This is a genomic window from Veillonella nakazawae (assembly GCF_013393365.1).
Taxonomy (GTDB): Bacteria; Bacillota; Negativicutes; order Veillonellales; family Veillonellaceae; genus Veillonella; species Veillonella nakazawae.
The window spans coordinates 1,075,669-1,096,928 of the sequence record NZ_AP022321.1; the positions used below are offsets into that span (position 1 = coordinate 1,075,669).

A 21,260-nucleotide genomic window follows, 5' to 3' on the forward strand; every position below is an offset into this window, starting at 1 on the left:
ATTAAGACCGTAAGAATAACTTACCTAATTCATCAGGTGTAAACTTGATTATCGTTGGACGACCATGAGGACATACGTACGGTTTCTCTGTACTAAAGAGATCCTCAATTAAGGTAGTCATTTGATACATATTTAAATTATGACCTGCCTTAATGGCCCCTCTACAAGATGCATACGCTAGCATTTCATGACGTAACTGAGCCTTAGTAGGCTGTTGGTGTTCGTGTAAGTAAGAAAATACATATTGGAGAATTTCAAAAGCCTTTGACTCTACTAAATCTACAGGAGCCCCTACCAATTTAATTTTCGTAGGACCACCTAACTCTACCTCAAATCCAAGATCTAGTAAGGTTTCACGTTCTTCCTCTACCAAATTCATTTCATCATCTGTAGCCTCACTATATTGAGGCACAAGGATAGATTGCATAGGAATGGATTCAGAAGACTTACAAAGCTTATCATAACGTACACGTTCATGAGCTGCGTGTTGGTCTATTATGTAGAGATCATCACCCTTTTTAGCCAAAATATAACAAGAAGCGACTTGTCCCATAGGTAAGAATCCAGAATTTTGAATGGTACGCGCCTCTGTATTTTCTTCACGAATATCTTGAGCTAAAGACTTAAATTTCTCAACGTCTTCCTTCGTATAACTAGTATATTCAGTAGGAACAGCATCGAAGCTTTCGTCTGTAAAGGACGACTGTTCATAAGTAGCCTTTGGCGGAGGTGGTGTAAAACCCTTAGTTTTAAGACTCTCTACAAACTGTGTAGTCTCACCGCGCATGACTTCGTAACCTTTAGTACGGCGACTACCAAATACTTTGTCATAATCTACCGCAGTAGCTATATGCTCAGCAGACTGCATCTCATCTTGTACAACAGAAGGCGTTCTATACGAATCATACGTACTATTGCCATGATGAGATAAACTACCATATGAACTAGAATTAGTAACTGTAGCATTCCGGTTAGTATTTACGTCATTACTATTGGTTTCATTATTACGGAAATCAGATCCATTATTAATTGTGCCATTCATATAAGAAGATGATTCTCGTTCGTATCGCTCATGTAGAGGATTATTTAAGGCGTTTAAAATACCATGATAAACAGCTTTAAATATAATCTTATCATCCGAGAATTTTACTTCACTCTTTCGTGGATGAACGTTAATATCAACCATACCAGCAGGTACAGTAATATTAAGCACCACTAAAGGATGACCGTTTTTAGGTAACAATGCATGGTAAGCATTATCGATAGCCTTCATTATTGTTTTATCGGAAATAACACGGTTATTAACGATAATAGTTTGCCAAATTCTTGTACTTTTAAGAAGTGTAGGTTTACTAACTACACCATCAATATAAATAGAGTCACTTTCATAAGCAACAGTGAAAATATCATCTTTCATTTTATAGCCATATAATGCAGCTACCGTATCACCAATATTGCCGTTTCCAGGAGTAATAATAGCTACACGGTCATCTACGATGAGTTTAAAAGAAATATGTGGGTTACTAAGTGCAAGTTTGCCTACAATATCTTGAATTTTAGAAGATTCGGTACGCTCTGTTTTCAAGAATTTGCGACGCGCTGGCGTATTATAAAACAAATCTTTAATTTCAATTGTCGTACCAGGTGCCGCACCATAAGGAATACAATCGGTGAAAGTACCACCATCTACGGTAATACGAGTGCCCAAATCTGAGTCAGCTTTACGTGTAGTCAAAGAAAAATGAGACACCGAGGCAATACTAGCCAAAGCCTCACCACGAAAGCCGAGGGATGCTATATCAAATAAATCCTCTACCTGTTGTATTTTAGAGGTAGCATGACGCAAAATTGCAAGGCGTGCATCTTCCTCTGTCATACCGATACCATTATCGGTAATCCTCATGTAAGCTACACCGCCATCGCCGATTTCAACCTCAATATTAGTGGCGGACGCATCAATGGAGTTTTCAATGAGCTCTTTAATAACTGATGCGGGACGTTCCACAACTTCACCAGCAGCTATCTTATTGATTGTGGTTTCATCCAATACATGAATGGTTGCCATTATTTCCCGCCTCCTTTACGAGCCTCCTCTTGTAGTTCATATAATTTATTTAATGCTTCAATCGGTGTCATACTCATTACATCCACTTCGAGTAAGCTATCGACTACAGAATGAGTAAATAAGTTACCTAGTGAAGAATCACTCAATTGTTTAGTAACTGGCTTCACTACATTATTAAGTTGAGCTCCCATAACACGATTATTTAAATCACTAGCATCATGACTTTGGTCTTCCAAAGATTCCAAAATTACCTCTGCACGTTTTAACACAGAGTTTGGTAATCCTGCCAATTTCGCTACATGAATACCATAGCTTCGATCTGCGCCACCTCTGATGATGCGGCGCAAGAATGCAACATCCTTACCTTTTTCTTTTACAGCTACAGTGTAATTCTTTAATTTACTATAGCTTTCTTCTAAACTAATTAGCTCATGGTAATGGGTAGCAAATAATGTCTTGCCGTGAATATGCTTACAAATATGCTCAACTACAGCTTGAGCGATACTTAAACCATCAAATGTACTAGTGCCACGACCAATTTCATCTAAGATAATTAAGCTGTTATGTGTAGCATTCTCTAAAATATAGGCTACCTCTTTCATTTCTACCATGAACGTACTTTGACCAGTAGAAATATCATCACTAGCACCTACACGTGTAAAGATGCGATCCACTGGAGAAATAGATGCTTCACGGGCAGGAATAAAGGAGCCTATTTGAGCCATAATCATCAAAATAGCAGCTTGACGCATATATGTTGATTTACCGGCCATATTAGGGCCTGTAATGAGCAAGAATTCCTCATCATCATGATTTAGAACGATATCATTTGGTACAAAAACTTCGCGCTTCAAGAATTTTTCAATTACAGGATGACGACCATCTCGAATATTGATTTGGCCATTCATTACGATGGTAGGGCAAATATAATTCTCTTCGTAACCTACTAGTGCCAAAGAACACAATACATCAAGCTCAGCAAGAGCACGAGCTGTTTCTTGTACATCTTTAATAACAAGTTTTATATCATTTCGTAATTGTTGATATAATTCATGTTCTAAAGCGATTATCTTGTCTTTAGCGCTAAGAATTTTGATTTCAAACTCCTTTAACTCAGGCGTAATATAACGCTCTGCATTAGCTAAAGTTTGTTTTCGAATAAAGTAATCAGGTACTTGTTCAGATTTACTATGAGAAACTTCGAAATAATAACCAAACACTTTATTATAGCCAGTTTTTATTTTAGATAAACCTGTAGCCTCTTTAATGTCGGCTTCCATCTTAGCCAGCCACTGCTCACTATTAGTAGCTAAAGAACGCAGTTCATCTAAATCCGGATTAAAACCATCTTTAATGACACGGCCTTCTTTTAATGTCAATGCTGGTTGGTCAGCAATAGCACGACATAATAAATCATAAATATCTTTATGATCTTGGATACGGTCATTAATGGATGTTAATGCTAAACTTGAGCATGTACCTAATACATCTTTAATATCTGGCAATACTGCTAGAGATTCACGAAGAGCCGTTAAATCTCTAGGTGACACAGAACCTGTTTCTACACGACCTACGATGCGCTCAAAGTCATAAATACAATCTAATAAGCTACGGATATGAGACCTCTCTGCTCCACGTGTAATAAGTTCTGCTACGGCAGCTTGTCTACGTTGAATTTGATTTACATCAGTCAACGGACTTTCAAGCCATTGCTTTAATAGGCGCGCACCCATTGGTGTCAACGTACGATCTAGTACATCGAGTAATGTTCCTTTTTGACCGACATCACGGAGATTATGGGTAATTTCTAAATGGCGTAAAGAAGATGTATCTAAGATCAGACGATTACCTACACTCAATTGATGTACATAGTTAATATGGGAAATTTCAGACTTAATAATATCCTCTAAATATAAAAGCATATACCCTAATGCTTCCCATACATCCTCTTCCATAAGGCCTAAATCACCAAAGTGAGTAACTGCTTTTTCCGCTACCTCTCGTTGTGTATGATATGTACTAAATGGAGATAATACAATATTGCTGAATTGATTATCCATAAAGTCTTTTATATCTTGCGGTAATACAGTTCCTTCAGGCAATATAATTTCACTAGGACGATACATACTGAGCGCATCAAACATATCACTTCGTTTTTCACAATCAGTAATACGATGCCAAATAACTTCCCCAGTAGATACATCTGAAAATACGAGTATCCATGCATCTTTTACCATATAAAATAATGATAAAAAATTGTTTGACCGTGCATCATTACCATTTTCAGTCATTACCGTCCCCGGTGTAATGACCTTAATAACGTCACGCTTAACGATACCCTTAACTGCTTTAGGATCTTCTAATTGTTCACAAATAGCAACTTTATAACCTTTTTTTACCAATGTTTCTATATAACTTTCAGCAGCATGAAAAGGAACGCCACACATTGGTGTGCGTTCCTCATCTCCTGTTGGGCGTCCTGTTAATGTTATATTAAGTTCACGAGATGCAATTAATGCATCATCATTAAATAATTCATAAAAGTCACCTAACCGAAAGAACAGTAATTCTTCAGAATATCTAGATTTAATATCTAAATACTGCTCCATCATAGGTGTTTGCTTTTTTGCCATACTTACCCCTTTTGTATTGTACCGTAGCAAACCCAAGTTTGTGCTTTATCAATATATGCAGGTACAGTTTCGCCAATTGATAAAGAATCGTCTTTCGGGAATAACACCATTTTATTGCCCGATGTCCGACCAAACCACATATCTTCATCACGAGGACTTGGCCCCTCTACAATAATATCAAACACTTGCCCTTCCATAGGTTTATTTAGTTCATAAGAGATTTCATTTTGTACGTCCATCAATGTTTGTAAACGCACGCGTTTAACCTCTTCTGGAACTTGATCATCCATAGTCGCTGCTGGCGTACCAGAGCGTTTAGAGTAGATGAAAGTATACGCCATATCATAACGAACATCTTTTAAGAGTTGTAAAGTAGCTTGAAAATCTTCCTCTGTTTCCCCAGGAAAACCTACAATAATATCGGTAGTAACAACTACATCTTTAATTTTCTCACGACAGTAAGAAAGTAGTTCTTTATAATGCTCCACTGTATAATGTCGGTTCATTTTCTTTAAGATACGGTCCGAACCAGATTGAATCGGTAAATGTAAATGAGTAACAATATTAGAAGATCGACCAAGGGCATCTATCATAGATTTAGTCATATCTTGAGGATGACTTGTCATATAACGTATACGTTCAATACCTGGAATACCATCGAGAGCGTCCACTAATGTACCAAAATCGGTACCATCTTTAAAATCTAAGCCATAAGAGTTTACATTTTGCCCCAATAAAGTAATCTCTTTAAAGCCTTTTGCCCCTAGTTCGGTTACCTCTTTTACGATGGCCTCTACAGGACGACTAATTTCTCTACCACGAACGTGAGGAACGATGCAGTACGTACAGAACTTATTGCATCCATTCATAATAGGTACCCATGCATAAAAGGTACCATTAGGTTTTGCTTCCAATTCTGGCAATACAGAATTATCCATGTCTACATTGATTTGATGTGTATGACCTCGTTGTACCTCTTCAATCATTTCATTAATATGTTGAATATTATGAGTACCTAAGACAATATCAATATGTGGAGCGCGCTTAAACATTTCTGCTTGATTCTTCTGTGCCATGCATCCTGTAACAGCAAGAATCAAGTTTTTATTTTTTCTCTTCAGTCTCATTAGCTCACCTATGCGGCCATAGACTTTTGTTTCTGCATTCTCACGTACTGCACAAGTATTTAATAATATTAAATCTGCAGTTTCTACGTCCTCTGTAGGTGTATAGCCAACAGATTCTAACTGATGCGATAAGCGCTCAGAATCAGCAGTATTCATTTGACAACCATAGGTGTAAATATAATAAGACTTCATTCTAACTCCTATACTTTAACAATCTTACGTTTTGTTTCTATAATATTTTTAACTTTTATGGACATCCGTTCAATAGACATGCCTGTAATATATTCGATTTCATTACGAACAGACTTTTGCACCTGTTGCATTAATGATTTAACAGGATAACCATGTTCAATAACAACAGCCATATCTACGACTAGACCATTTTGGCCTTTATCGCTTTTTTTGAAAGAAATAACACTAGACTCGTCAACACCAGCTACTTTTTTAAGGCCATTGCGAATCAATTTAATAATTACATCATCATCAAAGGTGAGTCGTCCATAATAGCTGAAAGCAGGGCGTACTACAGAACGTTCAAAGCCTTCTGACCCAATTTGCCCCAATGTATCTTGGTCTTGTTTTTTTAATGTACGTCGACGCCACATAGTTTTGATTGGATCAATTAAGTACCCTCTAAAGTGAGGTTTCAATTCCATCGTTGGAACTGGAATAATATGTTTACCTTCTTTTAGACGAGCATGTTGTGCCTTTTCAATTTCTTTAGGTGTAGCAACGTCCTCAATGCGAATATACCGATCAGGATCTTGCAAGCCTAATGCTTTAGTAATTTTCTTAACCATATTATCGGATGTACCAATAATCATAAGTTTATTAGGATTGATTTTATCTAATTGCTCACGTACTGATTTTACTTGCACTTCATCTTGGAAAATGGCACGACGAACAGCTTTTAATCGGCTAGATTCCTTCTTAGCAGAAAAACCTGCTACAATCTTATTATCGTGAATTAAAATACCATCATCGATAATACATTCAATATTGTTTTCATGAGCAACTACGAGCGCACGATGGCTTTTACCAGTGCCACTACTACCTACAAATGCAATGACTTCCATAGTCAACCTCATTATTTATAACAAACTAATAAATTCTGATACATTCTCAGATGATACCAAGTAGTCTCCAAATTTATCTGGTGCTTTTCCTGGAATACCATGAAAATCAGAACCACCTGTAATAAACAAGTTATGTTTTGTTGCTAATGCTTTATATCGTTTCACATCATCCGCGTTATGTTTAGTATGGTAAACTTCCATACCATCAAAATCATAAGCTAACATTTCTACTACATACTCATCACTAGATACTAATTTAGGATGAGCCATAACGGCAAGGCCTCCAGCTTTATGAATAATATCAATAATATATGGAACCTCAACCTTAACCTTAGGCACATAGCAAGGACTATCTTTTCGGAGAATACCTTTAAATACATCATTGATATCCTTGGCGTAGCCACCATCAATTAATAATTGTCCAATATGTGGACGCCCATAAGCTTGTGTTTTAGGAAATTTTTTGAGTAGGTCATCTTTTGATATTAAATATCCAACATTATTACAACGTTTAATAATTTCATCGATTCGTTCTTCTCGTTTTGATTTAAAATACTTAATAAAATCTCTTAATTCCTTATTAGTTTCATCAAAACGATAGCCCAAAATATGAATCGATTTATCTTTATAATCGGCACTAAACTCACAACCATTAATAATTTTAATGGTTTTCTCTGGATCTAATTGTTCCTGAGCGGTACGCAATGCTTTAATACCATCGATTTCATCATGATCAGTCAAAGCCATCATAGATAGATTACAATCTAATGCATGACGTAATAATTCCTCTGGACTTTTGACTCCATCAGAATAGATAGAGTGCATGTGAAAATCTACAAGCATAGAGCACCTCCCATTACAAATATCCTATCTTTTAATTATGACTGATTTAGTCTATTAATTCAAGTTTAGAAAGAAAAATTGCGACCCTAATGAGTATTCACTAGAATCGCAATTTAATTATAAATCTTGAAGCAATTCAGTAACCTTGGTTGCTACAGAATCAATGGCACATGTAATGGCCTCTCCAGACTTACGAATTTGAATTTCTACTTCATTATTTTCAAGTGTATTTTTACTTACTGTAATACGAAGTGGATAACCAATTAAATCAGCATCCTTAAATTTTACACCAGCTCGATCTTTACGATCATCAAGTAACACATCTACACCTGCATTTTGTAATGCACTATAAATGGTTTGACTTGTGGACATCAACGCTTCATCTTTAGCATTAATAGGTACGATAACAGCTTCAAATGGTGCAATAGAACGAGGCCAAATAATACCATTTTCATCGTGGTATTGCTCAATAGCTGCAGCTAATGTACGAGATACACCAATGCCATAACAGCCCATAATCATTGGATTAGGACGACCATTTTGGTCTAAGAATGTAGCTTGTAATGCTTCAGAATATTTTGTGCCTAATTTAAATACTTGACCAACTTCAATACCTTTGGCATGTTCTAATGCACCACCACAAGTTGGGCAAACATCGTCATCTGTAATTAAACGAATTGGTGCAATAATAATATCATCTACATTAAAGTCACGTTTAGGGTTGATATTAACATAGTGCGCATCTTTTTTATTGGCACCGCCACAAACATTGTAAGATTCCATAACAGATTCATCCACAACAATAGCAAACTCCTCTGTTTGTTTTAATCCTACTGGACTGATGAAGCCAGCTGTTAAGCCAACTTTTTCTAATTCTTCAGGTGTAGCCATTTCAGGTTCTACAGAACCTAAAACTGCATGTTGTACTGCCACTTCATTAACTTCATGATCACCACGAACAATTGCTAATACCACTTTACCATCAATGGAGAATACTACAGCTTTGATAGTTTTATGTAGTGGTAAGTTTAACATTTCCGCCACAGCTTCAATAGTACTAGCATTAGGAGTATCTACAACGGATAACTCTTGTAGTGCTTCTTCTTCCTGTTTCATAATACCAGGTTTACCAATTTCAATATTTGCAGCATAGTCACATTTTGTGCAATATACAATATCAGCTTCACCAGCTTCAGCAATTGCCATAAATTCATGTGTTCCACTACCACCGATGGCACCACTATCAGCTTCTACAGGACGGAATGTAAGACCACAACGCGTAAAAATACGTGTATATGCATCATACATAGATTTATAAGATTCGTCTAAACCAGCTTCATCTACATCAAAAGAATATGCATCTTTCATAATAAATTCGCGACTACGCATCAAACCATAACGTGGACGACGTTCATCACGGAATTTACTTTGGATTTGATATAAATTTACTGGTAATTGACGATAGGAGTTAATCTCATTTTTTACAAGAGTTGTAATCATCTCTTCATGAGTTGGTCCCAAGCAGAATTCATTATCATGACGATCATTAATACGCATCATTTCTGCGCCATATGCGTTCCAACGGCCAGACTCTTTCCAAATTTCTGCAGGTTGTAAGATAGGCATCATGATTTCTTGAGCACTAGCACGATCCATTTCTTCACGTACAATGGCTTCAATTTTTTTGATACTTCTCCACCCCAATGGCAAAAAGCTATATAAACCATTTGCAGTTTTGCGCATAAAACCAGCGCGAAGCATAAGCTGTTGGCTAACTACATCAGCATCAGATGGAACCTCACGCAATGTAGGTGCATATAATTTAGTGGCTAACATAAAGACTCCTCATTTAAGCTTTCTAAATATTGATCAATTTCTCTAAATAATGTATCTACTAATTCAGCTTCTGGTACAGTCTTGATAACTTCACCCTTTCGGAAAACAATACCTTGACCATTACCACCAGCAATACCAAAATCAGCTTCACGAGCCTCACCGGGCCCATTTACAACACATCCCATAACAGCAACTTTAATCGGTGCTTTAATAGATGCTAAGCGCTCCTCTACAATTCCCGCCATGTCAAACAGATTGACTTGGCATCGGCCACATGTAGGGCAGGAAATCATTGTAGCACCAAAGTTGCGTAATCCCAAGTTACTTAAAATACTTCGGCCTACTTCTATTTCATGTATTGGGTCACCCGTTAAAGATACCCGTAATGTATCACCAATGCCGTCTAATAATAAAGCACCAATACCCATAGCAGACTTAATGGTACCTTGTTTTATCGTCCCAGCCTCAGTAACACCTAAATGCAAAGGATAAGGAATTTTATCGGATAACTTACGATAGGCTTCTACCATTAAAGGAACTTCCGTTGCTTTAATGGATAATTTCATTTGGCGATAGTCAAGCTTTTCAAGAATTCGCACATGTTCTAATGCAGTCTCTACCATACCATCTGCTGTAGGATGACCACCATGAGCATCGAGGATATGCTTTGGTAAAGAACCAGCATTGACACCTATACGAATTGGAATTTGTTTAGGTTTAGCTTTTTCAATAACAGCTAATACCTTATCTTCGCCCCCAATATTACCAGGATTAATGCGCAAGCCATCTACATTATTTTCAATAGCCTCTAACGCTAATCTATAATCAAAATGTATGTCCGCAATCAATGGAATAGAAATACCAGCTCTAACGGCTTTTAAAGCCTTTGCAGACTCCATTGTTGGAACAGCGACACGAACTAGTTCACACCCAGCCTCTGCTAAATGGTTAATTTCAGCAATCGCCTTTTCCGTATGTACCGGATCTGTTGTAATCATTGATTGAATACTTACCGGTGCATAATCACCAATTTTAACTGTACCTACATAGATACCATTTGTTGGTTTACGTACAATCATTGTAATCTCCCATCTATCTTATAGTAATCGGAATATATCCTGAGTTGTTACATATAAGAATAATGCTACCATCAAAGCAACACCAACCATTTGAATATACATAAGTGCCTTAGCAGGTAACTTACGACCTGTGATGGCTTCAGCCAAAATAATAATTAAATGACCACCATCTAATACAGGTAATGGCAAAAGATTAATAACCCCTAAGTTAATACTTAAAAATGCAGCAAAACTTAATAGTGGCGCAAAGCCAGATTGTGCAATAGTACCAGCCATTTGTGAAATCCCTACAGGGCCAGATAGCTCTGCTGCCTGTGTGCCTCGAATCATATCATATAAGCCACTTAACATAGCAACAATTGTTTGACCTGTGCGAGTAACGGCTAAACTAAAAGATTCTCCAATTCTATAAGTTTCTCGAGTATAACTAGGATAAATACCAATTTTAGGACTATCCTGTTCCATTTTTGGAATCACTGTAGTTTCTACAGTTTCCCCTTCTCTATCTACTACAACAGTAACACCATGATTGGCAGTACCTTGTAGGCTAGGACGGATTTCATCCCATGTAGAGATTTTTTTACCATCGATGGTAAGAATTCTATCGTTAGATTGTAAATGTGCCTGTTCAGCAGCGCTACCTGGGATGATATTACCAATAACAGGATCATTTGTATACGTGAGATTACCTACTGTTGCATTGAGACCAAAGAATAAAACTATGGCCAATAAAAAGTTAAATACAGCACCTGCAGAAATAACAATAAATTTCTTCCATGCAGGTTTAGTATAAAATGAACGCTCATTAAGAGGCTCGTCAGGTGTCATACCTGCAATACGATTAAATCCACCAAGAGGAATGATACGAATCGAGTATAAAGTTTCCCCTCTTTGAACCTTGAATATGGCAGGTCCAAAACCAATGGCAAATTCGTCTACTTGCATACCTGACATTTTTGCTGTAATGAAATGGCCTAATTCATGAATAAACACGATTAAACCAAATACAAATATTGTGGCTAATGCCGTTGTCATATATACTCCTATACCATCAATGATGTGGCCTTTTCTCGAGCCCATCTATCAATGGCCAATAAATTGTCTAATGTAAAGTCATCTTCAGATCCCATAGATTCAAGAACTGATGTGACGACTTTATAAATATCACCAAAGGCGATTTTATCATCTAAAAATGCATAAACTGCAGTTTCATTTGCAGCATTAAACACAGCTGGTTTAAAACCGCTTGATCGGCCCACTTCATAAGCAAGACGAAGAGCCGGGAAATCATCATATCGAGGAGGCAAGAATTCTAATTGTAAAGCCTTTGAAAAATCTAGATGATTCATATGTAAAGTTTCACGTTTAGGATATGTCAAAGCATACTGAATAGGCTCCCTCATATCGGGATTCCCCATTTGTGCTAAGATGGCCCCATCTTTCATTCGTATCATTGAATGAACAATGCTTTGTGGATGTACCACTACGTCAATATGATCAAAATCAAAACCAAATAGCCAATGAGCTTCGATTACTTCTAACCCTTTATTAAATAGAGATGCAGAGTCAATCGTAATCTTATTGCCCATATTCCAAGTTGGATGACGTAGGCAATCAGCAGCTGTGGCAGTTTGAATTTTATCAGAGTCCCAAGTGCGTAAAGGGCCACCAGAAGCGGTAACAATTAAGGAATCAACATTCTCGCGATTTTGCCCTTCTAAACACTGGAATATTGCGCTATGTTCACTATCAATTGGTAGAATTTGTACGCCATACTCCTTAGCCAAAGATGTAATCAATGGTCCACCAGCAACTAATGTTTCCTTATTAGCTAGACCTATAGTCTTACGTTTCTTTATGGCCTCTACAGTAGGTTCAATACCTGCAGCTCCAACAATAGCAGTTACAACCATAGTTGCTTCTTGAATCGTAGCAGCAGCTATGAGTGCTTCCTTACCGCCCACAAGTTTTGTAGGACCTGTATAGCGTCCTTGTAGTTCTTTAAAAGCGCTTTCATCAACTAGACCAGCTACTAATGGCTGATATTCTTTAATTTGTTTTTCTAAGAGGTCAATATTATGATGTGCCACTAAGGCAACCACCTTGAATTGATCTGGATGTTGAGACACCACATCTAGTGTCTGTGTACCGATTGAGCCAGTACTGCCAATAATACTTAGGTATTTCATAAGCTTACCTCTATTAGATTAGAACGAGAATAGTAATATATAAATCAATGTAATAGGTGCCGTAAATAATAAGCTATCAAATCGATCCAATACACCGCCATGACCTGGTAATAAGGTACCAGAATCTTTCACATTACATAATCGTTTAATCTTTGATTCAAATAAATCACCTAATGGTGCTAATATACCACTGATCATACCAACATGAATACCCATCCACCATGGAATACCCACGATATACGAAAATACAGCACCTGTAATAATACAGCCAATAAATCCACCAATAAAACCTTCTAATGTTTTATTAGGACTAATGGATGGAACAATTTTATGTTTACCAAAGGCACGACCCGCAAAGTACGCAAAAGTATCACTAGCCCATGTGGTAAACAATACTAGCCAAAGAGTAATTGTTCCCCAATTATATAATTCAAATGGCATTGATAAAGACATGTAAATAGAGTCATGACGAATCATGAGCAAAGAAATCATGCCAATACCAACATATAATAAACCAAATACACTAAAAGAAACGCTAGCTAAAGAGTATTTATTTTCACCAAATGTACATAACATATAATTGGCTGATAAACTCAATACTAATATAGCAATTGCTAAAATATACTGATGACATGCAAAGGCAATCATCAATAATAAAATACTAATATAACCCCATAAAATGGACATTCGCACATGTTTAGCTTTACCTAGTAAAACAAACTCACGCCATCCCAATAGAGCTAATAATGTAATAAGAACATCATACACAGATCCGCCTAATGTAATGGCCCCTAAGGCAATAATAAAACCTATAACAGCGGTTATAACACGTGTTTTTAACATTTTTTATTCCTCATCGCGTAAGCCACCAAATCGGCGTTCTCGTTTTTGATATGCTGCAACAGCTTCCAATAATGTTTCTTTAGTGAAATCCGGCCAATGTAAATCAGTAAACCAGAATTCAGCATAAGCTAGCTGCCACAATAAAAAGTTACTAATTCTAAAATCACTACTTGGACGAATTAATAAGTCTACATCACTAAACTCCTTCGTGAAAAGTTGGGAGCTAACATAGTCTTCTGTAATATCGTCTGTAGTAATAGATCCATCTACAACAGAATTGGTGATGTTGCGGATAGTCCTAACTATTTCATCACGCCCACCATAGTTAAGAGCTAACTGTAAAGTAAGGCCTGTATTATTCTGAGTTAATAATTCTGCATCGCGAATAATCTTTTGAAGCTCTTCTGAAAGAGCACCAATATATCCAATAAAGCGAATGCGTACATTATGTTCATGCATATACTTAACATTATTGTTTAAGTATTCTTTTATGAGAGCCATAAGTAAAGAAACTTCCTGTTCAGGACGCTTCCAGTTCTCTGTGGAGAAACCATATACCGTAAGAGCTCTAATTCCAATCTCATCTGCAGCAATAACAATCTGCTTTAATACGTCGGCTCCTGCACGGTGCCCCATAGATCGTGGCATCCCTCTTCGTTTAGCCCAACGACCATTGCCATCCATAATAATAGCAACATGTTTTGGAATCGCATTACTATCAATATCAGGCGTATCAGATGGTTTACGGTTAAATAATTTCTTTAGCATAGTCTACCTCGATAGAATTTCCGAAGTCGCTGGCAATCATTGGTCTATACACTAGTATATGTAAACACTCATCAACCTTGGTAATACGTGCTACATAAAGTCCTTTATCGGCAATATCAAAAAAGCGATTAAAGGATCCCCCAATCATTACCTTAAAAGGAATATGGGCAGCCTGCAAACGAGACTTTGCAAGCTGCCATGGCATTCCAATAAGGCTATTAGAATCTAACATTATACTTCTAATACGTCCTTTTCTTTTACTGCTTTTAACTCATCAATCTGCTTAATTTTAGCATCTGTAAGTTTTTGGATTTGATCTAAACCGTCTTTAGCATCATCTTCAGTAATTGTTTTAGCTTTTTCTTCTTTTTTCAATGCATCATTTACATCACGACGAATGTTACGTACTGCAACTTTAGCATCTTCAGCTTTTTTATGAACAACCTTAACGATTTCTTTACGGCGCTCCTCAGTTAATTGAGGAATAGTTAAACGAATTTGAGCACCATCATTACCTGGGTTTAAACCAAGATCGGATTGTAAAATTGCCTTTTCAATGGCACCAATCATAGTTTTATCCCAAGGTGCAATTACAATCATGCGAGGCTCAGGTACAGAGATATTCGCAACTTGGTTAATTGGAGTAGGGCTACCATAATAATCAACCATTACTTTATCAAGCAATGCTACACTAGCACGGCCTGTACGAATAGATGCGAATTCATGTTTTAAAGCCTCAATAGACTTATTCATGCGTTCTTCTGCTTGTTGTAACAATTCTTTAATTTCCATTTGAATTATTCTCCTCGAACAATGGTACCAATCTCTTCACCTTTAGCGGCTTTTGTAATGTTACCCGGAATGTCCATGCTAAATACGATAATAGGAATATTATTATCTTTACATAAAGTTGTGGATGTTGCATCCATAACCTTTAATTCTTTTGTAATGATATCATTATATGTTAATTCATCAAATTTAACGGCATTAGGATTCGTTTTAGGATCGGAATCATATACACCGTCAGCAAATTTCTTCGCCATCAGAATTGCATCTGCTTCAATTTCAGCCGCCCGTAATGCAGCAGTCGTATCTGTAGAGAAATATGGTTTACCAAGACCAGCACCGAAGATTACGATACGTTTTTTCTCTAAATGACGAATGGCACGACGACGAATATAAGGTTCTGCAATTTCTTGCATTTCGATAGCAGTTTGAACGCGAGTATCTACGCCTGCTTGTTCTAATGCATCTTGCAATGCTAAGGAGTTCATTACTGTTGCTAGCATACCCATATAGTCAGCTGTAGCACGATCCATACCTTGGTTACTACCAGCTAACCCTCTCCACAAGTTACCGCCACCAACAACAATTGCGATTTCTAAATCAGTGGATTTTGCTAAAGCAGCAATTTCTTTTGCAAATTCTTCAACAACATCAGGGTTAATACCAAAACCTTGTTCACCCGCTAATGCTTCACCACTCAACTTCAAAACAATACGTCTAAAGTTTCTCTTTGCCATGTGTTTACTCCTCTATTGCAAAATAAGAGAACACTGTACGGTGTTCTCTTATTATTTCTTAATTATTTACCAACAGATGCCATTACTTCAGCTACGAAGTCATCTTGGCGTTTTTCAATGCCTTCGCCCAAACCGTAGCGAACAAAACGACGTACGTTGATGTTTTCACCGATTTTTGCAATATTCTCATTAATGATGTCTGTAACTGTTTTGTCGCTATCTTTAATGAATACTTGTTCTAATAGGCAGTTTTCTTTATAGAATTTTTCAATACGACCAGCAACCATTTTTTCCAAAACAGCTTCAGGTTTTGGTTTACGGCCAGCTTTTACGTCTTCTTCAGCTTCTACTTTAGCTTGTTCCAACAATACTTGTTTTTCGTGTTCGATTACTTCAGCAGGAACTTCTTCACGGTTCAAGTATGTAGGGTTTACAGCTGCAATTTGCATAGCGATATCGCGTGCCAAGCTTTGGAAATCATCAGTTTTAGCAACGAAGTCAGTTTCGCAGTTAACTTCTACCAATACGCCAATACGACCACCAGCATGGATGTAAGATTGTACTACACCTTCAGCTGCAATACGACCAGCTTTTTTAGCTGCCGCAGCCAAACCTTTTTCACGAAGAAGGTCAACCGCTTTATCGATATTACCATCAGTTTCAACCAATGCTTTTTTAGCGTCCATCATACCTGCGCCAGTCATGTCGCGCAATTCTTTTACCAAAGCAGCAGTAATTGCCATTATTTTGTTCCTCCTAGTACTAATTAAGGTAAGGATATAGTCCTTACCCTAATTATATATGTTATAGATTTATCTTTCAAATGCTAATCAGAAATGATTTAGTAGCTTTGCAGAATTATTCCGCAGCTTCAACACCGTCCAAGGATTCGCCTTGACGACCTTCAAGAACAGCGTCAGCCATTTTACCAGCCAATAATTTTACAGCGCGGATAGCGTCATCATTTGCTGGGATTGGGAATTCTACTTCATCAGGGTCACAGTTAGTGTCAACTGTTGCAACAACTGGAATACCCAATTTTTTAGCTTCTGCAATAGCGATTTTTTCTTTTTTAGGATCAACTACGAAAAGAGCACCTGGCATTTTAGGCATATCTTTGATACCGCCAAGGTATTTTTCTAATTTTTCCATTTCATGACGAAGACCGATAACTTCTTTTTTAGGCAATACTTCGAAAGTACCATCTTCTGCCATAGCTTCCAATTGTTTTAAACGTTTAATACGAGTTTCAATTGTTTTGAAGTTAGTCAACATACCGCCCAACCAACGTTCGTTAACGAAGAACATGTTAGCGCGGATAGCTTCTTCTTTAATAGCTTCTTGAGCTTGTTTTTTAGTACCTACGAACAAGATTACTTCGCCTTGGGAAGCAACTTCGCGTAAGAAAGAGTAAGCTTCTTCTACTTTTTTAACTGTTTTAGACAAGTCAATGATATAAATACCATTGCGTTCAGTGAAGATGAATTTCGCCATTTTAGGGTTCCATCTTCTAGTCTGATGACCAAAGTGTACACCAGCCTCTAATAATTGTTTCATTGATACTACTGCCATTGTGGCACCTCCTGTTAATTAACCTCCGCCGCTTCATCCTTCGGGTCACCCAAAATTAGGCACAGTACCGAAGTCCACCGACGTGCATATTTTTCATACCTAATAATTTTAACAAATAATTATTGTAAAAGCAAGCAAGGAGTGAGGATTTCTTTAAGAATCCATCACTCCTTATTTTAATTTAATGAATTGATTGTCAGTAGACTATATTAAAGCTTGTACTCTATATTGCCGATACAATAGAAATCTTAATTATTGCGAATAGATTCAATCATATGTGCTCGATCATCAGCGCCAAATACAGCAGATCCTGCTACTAAAACAGTAGCACCTGCTCTTTTAATTGGGACACATGTAATATCATTAATGCCACCATCTACTTCAATAACTGCAGTTGTATTATCTACTTCCTCTAGTAGCATTTTAGCTTGCTTAACTTTTTTAATAGCATTTGGAATAAAAGATTGTCCACCAAAGCCAGGATTTACAGACATAATTAAAATCATGTCTAGATCAGCAGCCACATCCTCTAACAAGGACACTGGTGTACCTGGATTAAGTGCAACCCCTGCTTTCATGCCACATTGTTTAATATGTTGGATTAAACGATGCATATGTGGCACAGTTTCTTGATGAAATGTAAAATACTCTACACCAATCTTTGCAAATTCTTCTACATAGTCACCAGGATTTGTAACCATTAAGTGAACATCAAATGGTAATTGTGTATAAGGACGGATGGCTTTCACGATAGGTGCACCAAATGTTAGGTTTGGTACAAAATGACCATCCATAATATCAATATGCAATAAATCAGCTCCAGCTAATTCAATAGATTTTATTTCTTCGCTTAATGTTGCAAAATTTGCAGAGAGCATAGATGGTGCAATTTTAATCATTTTAAAACCTCTTTCGTTGACTTTCTATGTCATTACGTATAGACATATATGCATCATAACGTCCTTGATGAATATGGCCTGCATCTAAAGCATCTTTTATGCCACAAATAGGTTCATGTTCATGATAACAAGGATTAAATTTACATGTATCAACATAATTACTAAATTCAGGGAATAACGTAGGTAACCGTTCTAATGAAACATCGTTAAACTCAATCGCACTAAATCCAGGTGTATCCATAATAAAAGAATCTGAATCCAAACTATATAAAGAAGCATGACGGGTCGTATGTTTACCGCGCTTTATTTTGCCACTAACCTCACCCGTTTGGAATGCAAACTTAGGATCAACAGCATTTAATAGACTACTTTTACCAACACCAGAAGGGCCTGCAAAGGCAGTTACCTTATGCTCTAACACATGACGTAACTCATCAATACCTGTCATATTATATGTAGATGTCATCAATACTTCATAGCCGATAGATTTATAAAGCTTTACCATGGCTTCTGTATCTGGATCCATCAAATCACATTTGTTAATACATAATACAATAGGGATATCTGCATGTTCAATCATGACAAGCATTTTATTTAGTAAAAGCTCATTAATATCTGGTTCATGAGCAGCTACAACCAATACAACTTGATCAATATTAGCTACCGCAGGTCTAACCATGGAATTATGACGATCGAGGATGGACTCAACGAATCCATCCTCAGAAATCGTAACACGATCACCGACTAGTAAACTATAGCGACCTTTCTTTAATCTACCTCGAACTTTACATTCATGAACAGTACTTGCATCGTCTTGTACATAAAAGTAACCATTCATATTTTTGACAACAATACCTGTAATCATAATTCCCCTATAATGCTGTTTCTTGTACTAATGCACCATTGAGATAAACCTCAATGCGAACATTACCTACACCAGAAACTTTTTTAACAATACGATCACCAGGTTTATTTGTATCATCGTAGATAACAGCAGAACCGTCATCATCTTTTACGACAATTTTTAGCTCTTGGTTTTTAGAGCCTGCCGGAACTGTAATATCTACCGTACCAGTAGTTTTATTACTACTACTGTCAGATTTTTTATCATCTTTCTTTTTGTCATTTTTATATTCAGTAGTTAGATTTACTACAGTACCTTCATCAATTTCATCGCCAGCTTTTATGCTTTGTTCTGTTACAATAGATTTTTCCTCTACAGAACCAGCGACTTGATTAACACCAAGATGAGCATTACTCAATGTATCTCGTGCATCTTTTAAAGTCATACCAATGACATTTGGCATTTGAATCTTTTTAGCTTTTGCTTTATTTACAACGAGATCAATTGTTGTGCCTTTAGAAACTTTAGAATCACCAGATGGACTTTGAGCTATGATAACACCATCAGGTTTATTATCTACAGACTGTTGTGTTACTTTACCAACAACTAAACCAACATCTTTAAGTCGTTGTCGAGCTTGATCTACTGTTAAACCAGACAAATCCGGTACTGTAATATCACCAACACCTTTAGATACAACAAGGTGAATTGTACGTTGTTCTTTAACCTTTTCTCCTGCACCTGGTGTTTGAGAAATAACTTGACCAGCTGGTACATCAGGATTAGTAACCTCGCTTGTAGAAACACGCAAATGTTTATCTTCTAAAATATTTTTAGCTACAGAAACTTGTTTACCCACAACATTAGGTACATCTACAGTTGTGTTACTCCAGAAATTACCATAACTCAAGAAGGCACCTAAGAAGGCTACTAAAAAAATTACGGCAGCCCCTAGGACGATATATTTTTGTGGGATAGATGCTATTTTACTTAACATACTCTTCTTTTTACCCTCATCTTTTTGCTCTTCTTGAATATCACTGAAATCCTCAAGTGCTTCAGGATCAACAGCTGGTATCATTTGGGTTGCAAAATCATATGGTTCATGACGTTGAGTTTTACCCATTGTAAAGCCTTGAGACAATCGTAAATCACTTATCATGTCAGAAATAGAATCAAAACGATCTTCAGGGTTTTTAGATAATGCCTTCATTACGACAGCTTCTAAAAGCGGTGGGATTGAAGGATTATATCGAGTTGGAGGCGCTACTTTTTCACGTACATGTTTTAATGCTACTGCAATTGGAGTCTCCCCTTCAAAAGGAACTTTACCTGTAAGCATTTCATATAAAACTACGCCTAAAGAGTAGATATCAGTATTACCATCTACTGGTTTTCCACTGGCTTGTTCAGGTGATAAATAGTGAGCAGAGCCTAAAATCGAATTCGTGTACATAACTGTATTAGTAGCATTCATAGCTCGAGCAATACCAAAGTCAGTTACTTTTACACGCCCCGTACGAGTAATTATGACATTATGAGGTTTAATATCACAATGCACTATTCCCATCGTATGCGCATGTTCTAACCCCTCTGCGATAGCAATAGTGAATTTTACAGCCTCGTCTATGGATAGTCTTCCATGTCGCGTTATATACTCTTTTAATGTTTCACCATCTACATATTCCATAATGATATAGTGTAAATCTTGATCAAACCCTACATCATACATATTTACAATATTAGGATGATTTAGTTTGCCCGCCGCTTGTGCTTCTCGTTTAAAACGCGTAACAAACTCATCATCATTAGCAAAGTTAGCATGCAATACTTTAATTGCTACTTGTCTACCTAATAAGGTATCTTCTCCAAGGTATACGTCAGCCATTCCGCCAACGCCAATTTTATCAACAATTCGGTAGCGGTTATCTAGAAGTATACCTTTTATATTCATAGTACTCAT

Annotated in this window: 19 protein-coding genes; all 19 read right to left on the reverse strand. The window is 36.9% G+C overall.

Features of this window, described 5'->3' with window-relative positions; genetic code table 11:
- Nucleotide 1: 1 nt before the first annotated feature.
- Nucleotides 2-2,065, reverse strand: coding sequence for a DNA mismatch repair endonuclease MutL (mutL, locus tag VEIT17_RS04820; protein ID WP_178885023.1), 2,064 nt, complete (start codon nt 2,063-2,065; stop codon nt 2-4).
- The gene (gene mutS, locus VEIT17_RS04825) at nt 2,065-4,698 is read right to left on the reverse strand and encodes a DNA mismatch repair protein MutS (RefSeq protein WP_178885025.1); all 2,634 of its coding nucleotides are present in this window, start codon (nt 4,696-4,698) and stop codon (nt 2,065-2,067) included. Before mutS ends, mutL begins: the two co-directional genes overlap by 1 nt.
- A 2-nt stretch (nt 4,699-4,700) precedes the next feature.
- On the reverse strand, nt 4,701-6,017 hold the full coding sequence (gene miaB, locus VEIT17_RS04830) for a tRNA (N6-isopentenyl adenosine(37)-C2)-methylthiotransferase MiaB (RefSeq protein ID WP_060924636.1): 1,317 nt from the start codon (nt 6,015-6,017) through the stop codon (nt 4,701-4,703).
- A gap of 8 nt (nt 6,018-6,025) precedes the next feature.
- On the reverse strand, nt 6,026-6,901 hold the full coding sequence (locus tag VEIT17_RS04835; protein WP_178885027.1) for an Asp23/Gls24 family envelope stress response protein: 876 nt from the start codon (nt 6,899-6,901) through the stop codon (nt 6,026-6,028).
- A gap of 15 nt (nt 6,902-6,916) precedes the next feature.
- Nucleotides 6,917-7,744: a PHP domain-containing protein gene (locus tag VEIT17_RS04840; RefSeq protein WP_060924638.1), complete on the reverse strand. Its 828-nt coding sequence runs from the start codon at nt 7,742-7,744 to the stop codon at nt 6,917-6,919.
- Nucleotides 7,745-7,861: 117 nt separating this feature from the next.
- Nucleotides 7,862-9,580, reverse strand: a complete 1,719-nt coding sequence (locus VEIT17_RS04845; protein WP_178885029.1) for a proline--tRNA ligase — start codon at nt 9,578-9,580, stop codon at nt 7,862-7,864.
- Nucleotides 9,574-10,659, reverse strand: a complete 1,086-nt coding sequence (gene ispG / locus VEIT17_RS04850) for a flavodoxin-dependent (E)-4-hydroxy-3-methylbut-2-enyl-diphosphate synthase (RefSeq protein WP_178885031.1) — start codon at nt 10,657-10,659, stop codon at nt 9,574-9,576. Before ispG ends, VEIT17_RS04845 begins: the two co-directional genes overlap by 7 nt.
- An 18-nt stretch (nt 10,660-10,677) precedes the next feature.
- On the reverse strand, nt 10,678-11,694 hold the full coding sequence (gene rseP, locus VEIT17_RS04855) for an RIP metalloprotease RseP (protein ID WP_178885033.1): 1,017 nt from the start codon (nt 11,692-11,694) through the stop codon (nt 10,678-10,680).
- An 8-nt stretch (nt 11,695-11,702) separates the two neighbouring features.
- Nucleotides 11,703-12,848, reverse strand: a complete 1,146-nt coding sequence (locus VEIT17_RS04860) for a 1-deoxy-D-xylulose-5-phosphate reductoisomerase (RefSeq protein WP_178885035.1) — start codon at nt 12,846-12,848, stop codon at nt 11,703-11,705.
- Nucleotides 12,849-12,866: 18 nt separating this feature from the next.
- Entirely contained in the window at nt 12,867-13,691 is an 825-nt protein-coding gene (locus VEIT17_RS04865) for a phosphatidate cytidylyltransferase (RefSeq protein WP_178885037.1), read from the reverse strand.
- A gap of 3 nt (nt 13,692-13,694) precedes the next feature.
- Nucleotides 13,695-14,459 (reverse strand): undecaprenyl pyrophosphate synthase, encoded by a 765-nt coding sequence (locus tag VEIT17_RS04870; RefSeq protein WP_156719086.1) that lies wholly within the window; start codon nt 14,457-14,459, stop codon nt 13,695-13,697.
- Nucleotides 14,440-14,664 carry a hypothetical protein gene (locus VEIT17_RS04875; RefSeq protein WP_242013239.1) on the reverse strand — a complete coding sequence of 75 codons (225 nt, stop codon included), beginning with the start codon at nt 14,662-14,664 and terminating at the stop codon, nt 14,440-14,442. The genes VEIT17_RS04870 and VEIT17_RS04875 overlap by 20 nt, the downstream gene beginning before the upstream one ends.
- A gap of 26 nt (nt 14,665-14,690) precedes the next feature.
- Nucleotides 14,691-15,251: a ribosome recycling factor gene (gene frr, locus VEIT17_RS04880; protein WP_024066542.1), complete on the reverse strand. Its 561-nt coding sequence runs from the start codon at nt 15,249-15,251 to the stop codon at nt 14,691-14,693.
- 5 nt (nt 15,252-15,256) lie between these two features.
- On the reverse strand, nt 15,257-15,982 hold the full coding sequence (gene pyrH, locus VEIT17_RS04885; RefSeq protein WP_024066541.1) for a UMP kinase: 726 nt from the start codon (nt 15,980-15,982) through the stop codon (nt 15,257-15,259).
- A gap of 62 nt (nt 15,983-16,044) precedes the next feature.
- Nucleotides 16,045-16,725 (reverse strand): translation elongation factor Ts, encoded by a 681-nt coding sequence (gene tsf / locus VEIT17_RS04890; RefSeq protein ID WP_060924642.1) that lies wholly within the window; start codon nt 16,723-16,725, stop codon nt 16,045-16,047.
- A 115-nt stretch (nt 16,726-16,840) separates the two neighbouring features.
- Nucleotides 16,841-17,554, reverse strand: coding sequence for a 30S ribosomal protein S2 (gene rpsB, locus VEIT17_RS04895; protein WP_129822985.1), 714 nt, complete (start codon nt 17,552-17,554; stop codon nt 16,841-16,843).
- A 248-nt stretch (nt 17,555-17,802) separates the two neighbouring features.
- The gene (gene rpe, locus VEIT17_RS04900) at nt 17,803-18,453 is read right to left on the reverse strand and encodes a ribulose-phosphate 3-epimerase (RefSeq protein ID WP_060924644.1); all 651 of its coding nucleotides are present in this window, start codon (nt 18,451-18,453) and stop codon (nt 17,803-17,805) included.
- 1 nt (nt 18,454) lies between these two features.
- Complete coding sequence (rsgA, locus tag VEIT17_RS04905) at nt 18,455-19,318, reverse strand: ribosome small subunit-dependent GTPase A (protein ID WP_024065692.1); 864 nt, start codon at nt 19,316-19,318, stop codon at nt 18,455-18,457.
- Nucleotides 19,319-19,325: 7 nt separating this feature from the next.
- Entirely contained in the window at nt 19,326-21,251 is a 1,926-nt protein-coding gene (gene pknB / locus VEIT17_RS04910; RefSeq protein WP_178886020.1) for a Stk1 family PASTA domain-containing Ser/Thr kinase, read from the reverse strand.
- Nucleotides 21,252-21,260 lie beyond the last annotated feature (9 nt).

Coding starts and splice junctions, on each gene's coding strand:
- mutL (WP_178885023.1), bottom strand. CDS start 2,065: ATGGCAACCATTCATGTATTGGATGAAACCACAATCAATAAGATAGCT.
- mutS (WP_178885025.1), bottom strand. CDS start 4,698: ATGGCAAAAAAGCAAACACCTATGATGGAGCAGTATTTAGATATTAAA.
- miaB (WP_060924636.1), bottom strand. CDS start 6,017: ATGAAGTCTTATTATATTTACACCTATGGTTGTCAAATGAATACTGCT.
- VEIT17_RS04835 (WP_178885027.1), bottom strand. CDS start 6,901: ATGGAAGTCATTGCATTTGTAGGTAGTAGTGGCACTGGTAAAAGCCAT.
- VEIT17_RS04840 (WP_060924638.1), bottom strand. CDS start 7,744: ATGCTTGTAGATTTTCACATGCACTCTATCTATTCTGATGGAGTCAAA.
- VEIT17_RS04845 (WP_178885029.1), bottom strand. CDS start 9,580: ATGTTAGCCACTAAATTATATGCACCTACATTGCGTGAGGTTCCATCT.
- ispG (WP_178885031.1), bottom strand. CDS start 10,659: ATGATTGTACGTAAACCAACAAATGGTATCTATGTAGGTACAGTTAAA.
- rseP (WP_178885033.1), bottom strand. CDS start 11,694: ATGACAACGGCATTAGCCACAATATTTGTATTTGGTTTAATCGTGTTT.
- VEIT17_RS04860 (WP_178885035.1), bottom strand. CDS start 12,848: ATGAAATACCTAAGTATTATTGGCAGTACTGGCTCAATCGGTACACAG.
- VEIT17_RS04865 (WP_178885037.1), bottom strand. CDS start 13,691: ATGTTAAAAACACGTGTTATAACCGCTGTTATAGGTTTTATTATTGCC.
- VEIT17_RS04870 (WP_156719086.1), bottom strand. CDS start 14,459: ATGCTAAAGAAATTATTTAACCGTAAACCATCTGATACGCCTGATATT.
- VEIT17_RS04875 (WP_242013239.1), bottom strand. CDS start 14,664: ATGCCATGGCAGCTTGCAAAGTCTCGTTTGCAGGCTGCCCATATTCCT.
- frr (WP_024066542.1), bottom strand. CDS start 15,251: ATGGAAATTAAAGAATTGTTACAACAAGCAGAAGAACGCATGAATAAG.
- pyrH (WP_024066541.1), bottom strand. CDS start 15,982: ATGGCAAAGAGAAACTTTAGACGTATTGTTTTGAAGTTGAGTGGTGAA.
- tsf (WP_060924642.1), bottom strand. CDS start 16,725: ATGGCAATTACTGCTGCTTTGGTAAAAGAATTGCGCGACATGACTGGC.
- rpsB (WP_129822985.1), bottom strand. CDS start 17,554: ATGGCAGTAGTATCAATGAAACAATTATTAGAGGCTGGTGTACACTTT.
- rpe (WP_060924644.1), bottom strand. CDS start 18,453: ATGATTAAAATTGCACCATCTATGCTCTCTGCAAATTTTGCAACATTA.
- rsgA (WP_024065692.1), bottom strand. CDS start 19,318: ATGATTACAGGTATTGTTGTCAAAAATATGAATGGTTACTTTTATGTA.
- pknB (WP_178886020.1), bottom strand. CDS start 21,251: ATGAATATAAAAGGTATACTTCTAGATAACCGCTACCGAATTGTTGAT.